The 4,137-nt window shown below is 72.9% G+C and carries 2 protein-coding genes; both read right to left on the reverse strand.

The features are described 5' to 3' along the window. Nucleotides 1-130: 130 nt before the first annotated feature. On the reverse strand, nt 131-424 hold the full coding sequence (locus FOE67_RS18540; RefSeq protein WP_182665740.1) for a hypothetical protein: 294 nt from the start codon (nt 422-424) through the stop codon (nt 131-133). A 227-nt stretch (nt 425-651) separates the two neighbouring features. Beyond that, on the reverse strand, nt 652-3,363 hold the full coding sequence (gene ppc, locus FOE67_RS18545) for a phosphoenolpyruvate carboxylase (RefSeq protein ID WP_182665742.1): 2,712 nt from the start codon (nt 3,361-3,363) through the stop codon (nt 652-654). Between the last annotated feature and the right edge of the window lie 774 nt (nt 3,364-4,137).

Consider the following 4,137-nt stretch of genomic DNA (forward strand, 5'->3'; position numbering starts at 1 on the left):
AGCGGGAATCGAAGGGGCATCGGTTCGTCGGACCGCCGGTCCCTCGGCCCGTCGGATGGAGTGAGCCGGGTGAGCCGGGTGAAGGGGACCGAGCGGGGGCCCGGGTCGGTTCGTGCCGGGACACCAGCGGTCAGAAGCGACGCACGGCGCGGGCCAGCGCGTTGCCGATGACCAGGTAGACCAGGGCGGCGATGCCGTAGTTGAGGACGACGCGCCACCACTCGGGCTGCACGTTGAACATGTCCCGCGACCAACCGGCGAGCCAGTTGGCGGCGTCCCGCACGATCGCGACCAGGGTGTTGTCCCGGTTGGCGTCGAGCAGGTACATGAGGATCCAGAGGCCGATGATGAAGGCGGCGACATCCGCGATCACGGCGATGATGCCGGCGATCGGGTTTCCGGCGGTTCTCGTTGTGGTGACCATGACGCACGTCTTGCCCGAGCCCGACGGGGCAAACCGGTGATTGTACGTTCCGTTTTCCGGTTCGGCGAGCCGACCCCCCGAACCACATGATCGATTTCCGGACCGATCCCTCCTCCGCCGCTCCCGCCGCTCCTCCTTCGTTCGGGGACGGGAACGCGGAACGGGGGAACGGGCCGTCCGACCGTGGTCGGACGGCCCGTTCCCCCGTTCGGAACCCCGTCGCGCGCTCAGCCGGTGTTGCGCAGACCGGCCGCGACCCCGTTGACCGTCAGCAGCAGAGCCCGGGACAGCAGCTGGTCCGGCTCCTCGCCGCGCTCGGCCGCCTGCCGCTGACGGGCCAGCAGCGCCACCTGGAGGTAGGAGATCGGGTCGAGGTAGGCGTCCCGGATCTGGAGGGTCTGCCGCAGCGCCGGGTTGGCGGACAGCAGTTCCTCGCCGCCGGTGACCCGCAGCACCTCGGTCACGGTCAGCTCGTGCTCGGCACGGATGGTGTCGAAGATGTGCCGCAGGTTCTCCGGCACCAGCGTCTCGACGTAGTGGCGGGCGATCCGCAGGTCCGTCTTGGCCAGCGTCATCTCGACGTTGGACAGGAAGTTGCGGAAGAAGTGCCAGTTCTCGAAGGCCTCCGAGAGCACCCCGTCCAGCCCCGCCTCGCGGGCCGCCCGCAGGCCGGACCCGACGCCGAACCACCCCGGCACGATCTGCCGGGACTGCGTCCAGCCGAAGACCCACGGGATGGCCCGCAGGCCGTCCAGGCCGGCGCCGCTGTCGGGGCGGCGCGAGGGCCGGGAGCCCAGGTGCAGTTCGGCGAGCTGGTCCACCGGGGTGGAGGCGAAGAAGTACGGCGGCAGGTCCGGGTCCTCGACCAGGGCCCGGTAGGCGGTGTGCGCGGCCTCCGAGACGGTGTCCATCGCCGCGTCCCAGCGGGCCAGTGCCTCCTCGGACTGCCGGGGCGCGGTGTGCAGGGCGGAGGCCTGGAGGGTGGCCGCGACCGTCAGCTCCAGGTTCTCCCGCGCGAGGGAGGGGACGAGGTACTTGTCGGAGATGACCTCGCCCTGCTCGGTCACCTTGATCTCGCCCTCCAGGGTGCCCCAGGGCTGGGCGAGGATCGCGTCGTGCGTGGGGCCGCCGCCCCGGCCGACGGTGCCGCCCCGGCCGTGGAAGAGCCGCAGCCGCACGCCGTGCCGGTGGGCGACGTCGCGCAGGCGGCGCTGGGCGCGGTGGATCTCCCACTGCGAGGTGGTGATGCCGCCGAACTTCGAGGAGTCGCTGTAGCCGAGCATGACCTCCTGGAGGTCGCCGCGCAGCGCCACCAGGCGCCGGTAGGAGGGGTCGGAGAGCATCTCGTCGAGGAGGTCGTCGGCGATCCGCAGCTCGTCGGTGGTCTCCAGCAGCGGCACGATGCCGATCCGGGCCCAGCCCGCGTGCAGGTCGATCAGCCCGGCCTCGCGGGCCAGCACGGCGGCGGCGAAGACGTCGTCCGCGCCCTGGCACATCGAGATGATGTAGGACTCGATGATCTCCGGCCCGAAGGTGTCCAGCGCCTCGCGGATGGTGGTGAACACGCCCAGGGTGCGGGCCCCGGCCTCGTCCAGCGGCGCCGGGGTCGGGGCCAGCGGGCGGCGGGAGCGCAGCTCCTTGGCCAGCAGCCGGGTGCGGTAGTCACGCGGCATGTCCACGTACCGCCAGGACTCCTCGCCGAGCCGGTCGAAGAGCTGCCCCAGGGCCTGGTGGTGGGCGTCGGCGTGCTCGCGGACGTCCATGGTGGCGAGCTGGAGGCCGAAGGCGGAGACGGTGCGGATGACGCGCTCCACCCGGCCGTCGGCGACCAGGCCGCCCCGGTGCTCGCGCAGCGAGCGCTGCACGATCGCCAGGTCCGCCAGCAGCTCGCCGGTGCCCCGGTAGTCGCGGCCCGGCTGGTGCGCGGAGCCCTCGCGCAGCCGGGAGAGGGTGTTGAGCAGCTTCTGCCGCACGCAGGTGACCTTGAGCCGGTAGGGCTCCTCGGCGTTGAGCCGCTTGTACCGGGGGGTGATCTCCGGCAGCCGCTCCAGGTCCCGGGCGAGGGAGTCGCGCAGTTCGTCGGTGACGCCGGTGTTGCGGATGGAGCCGGAGAGCGTGGCTCGCAGTTCGTCCACGTGGTCCAGCGCCCGGCCGATGCCGTGCTCGTGCTGGAGCAGCAGCACCTCGCGGGTGACCTTCGGGGTGACGTTGGGGTTGCCGTCGCGGTCGCCGCCGATCCAGGTGCCGAAGGTCAGCGGTCGGGTGCCGGCGGGCACCGGGAACCCGGCGCGCTCCAGCTCCGCGGCCAGGTCCTCCAGCAGGTCGCCGACGGCCCCGCGGTGCAGCTCGTCGAGGTAGTAGACGGCGTTGCGGGCCTCGTCGCCCGGTTCGGGGCGGACCACCCGCAGTTCGTCGGTCTGCCAGATGAGGTCGATGTTCTCCGCCAGCCGCAGCTCCACCCGGCGGGCGTCGCCCTCGGGGGCCGAGGTCTCCAGCAGGCCGGCGATGGCGCGGAGCTTGGTGAGCACCGAGCGGCGGGCGGCCTCGGTGGGGTGGGCGGTGAAGACCGGTCGCACCTGGAGGTTGGCCACGGTGCGGCGCACGTGCTCGGGGTCGGCGTCCTTGAGGGTGTCGACGGTGCGGGTGAGCAGACCGCCCTCCTCGGCCCGGCGCCGGCGCATCTCGCGGCCCCGGTGCACCTGCTCGGTGACGTTGGCCAGGTGGAAGTAGGTGGAGAAGGCGCGCACCAGCTTGGCGGCCTCGGTGATGTCGAGTTCGCCGAGGAGTTCGGCGGCGGCCTCGCCGTCGGTGCGGGTCAGCAGCCGGACGCGCTCGACGAGTTCGAGCAGTTCGGGGCCGTCCTGCCGGACGAGGGTGGCGCCCAGCAGCTCGCCCAGTCGCCGGATGTCGGCGCGCAGGGCGCTGCCGGGGTCGGTCACCGCGTCCGCCGCGGAGGCGGCGGACCCGTCGGACCCGCCGGATGGGGAGGTCGGAGTCTCCGTCGTGGTGTCGGCACTGCTGCTCACGGATGCGGCTCCTTGCGGCTTGCGGCTCTTCGGATCGGCAGGACACGGACCGCGCTGTCCGACCGCACCAGGATAGGCACTCCGTGTCGCGGTGGGGACTCCCCGGTGGTCCCGTCCCGCGGGTCGGACGGTACCGGGTGGGACCGGCGACTTCGGGCGGGACACGGGCCGGGGCCGGAGCGGGCCGCCGGCGGGCGCGCGATCGGTGGGGACACCCCGGTCGAACCGGGCACCGACCCCGGCACCGGGCCGACGAACCGCTCATCCTTCCGGCGCGGTGGGCGGCTTTCCCGTCCGCCGGTCCCCGGGTCCCCGACACACGGACGGCGGACGGAGGACGACCTTCCCCTTTCGACTTACGGTTCCGTAGGTTACGGTGGCGTAGGTGGAGCCCGGGTTCGGCTCCCCCCGGGAGCACGACGCGGTCCCCCGCTCTTCGCCCCGGTGACGGTCCGCCGGTCGCTCCGGCAGGACCACGCGCCCGATGGATGCGCGAGTCGCGCGTCGCCCATCCACCGGTCCGCCTCATGCCGTCGACACGGCGGCGGGCATTCGCCCCGACCGTCCCCTTGTACCGACATCAGTTCGCGGTGTCCCCGGAACCTCCGGCCACCGCCGATTCACCCGTTTGTCCGGGGTGCGGCCTCCCCCGGTCCTCATCCAGGGCCCCGCCCACCCCTCTTCCAC

It is taken from the genome of Streptomyces calidiresistens (assembly GCF_014141525.1).
GTDB lineage: Bacteria > Actinomycetota > Actinomycetes > Streptomycetales > Streptomycetaceae > Streptomyces > Streptomyces calidiresistens.

Excerpts from the sequence above, each read along its gene's own strand:
- FOE67_RS18540 (WP_182665740.1), bottom strand. The coding sequence starts at position 424 with ATGGTCACCACAACGAGAACCGCCGGAAACCCGATCGCCGGCATCATC.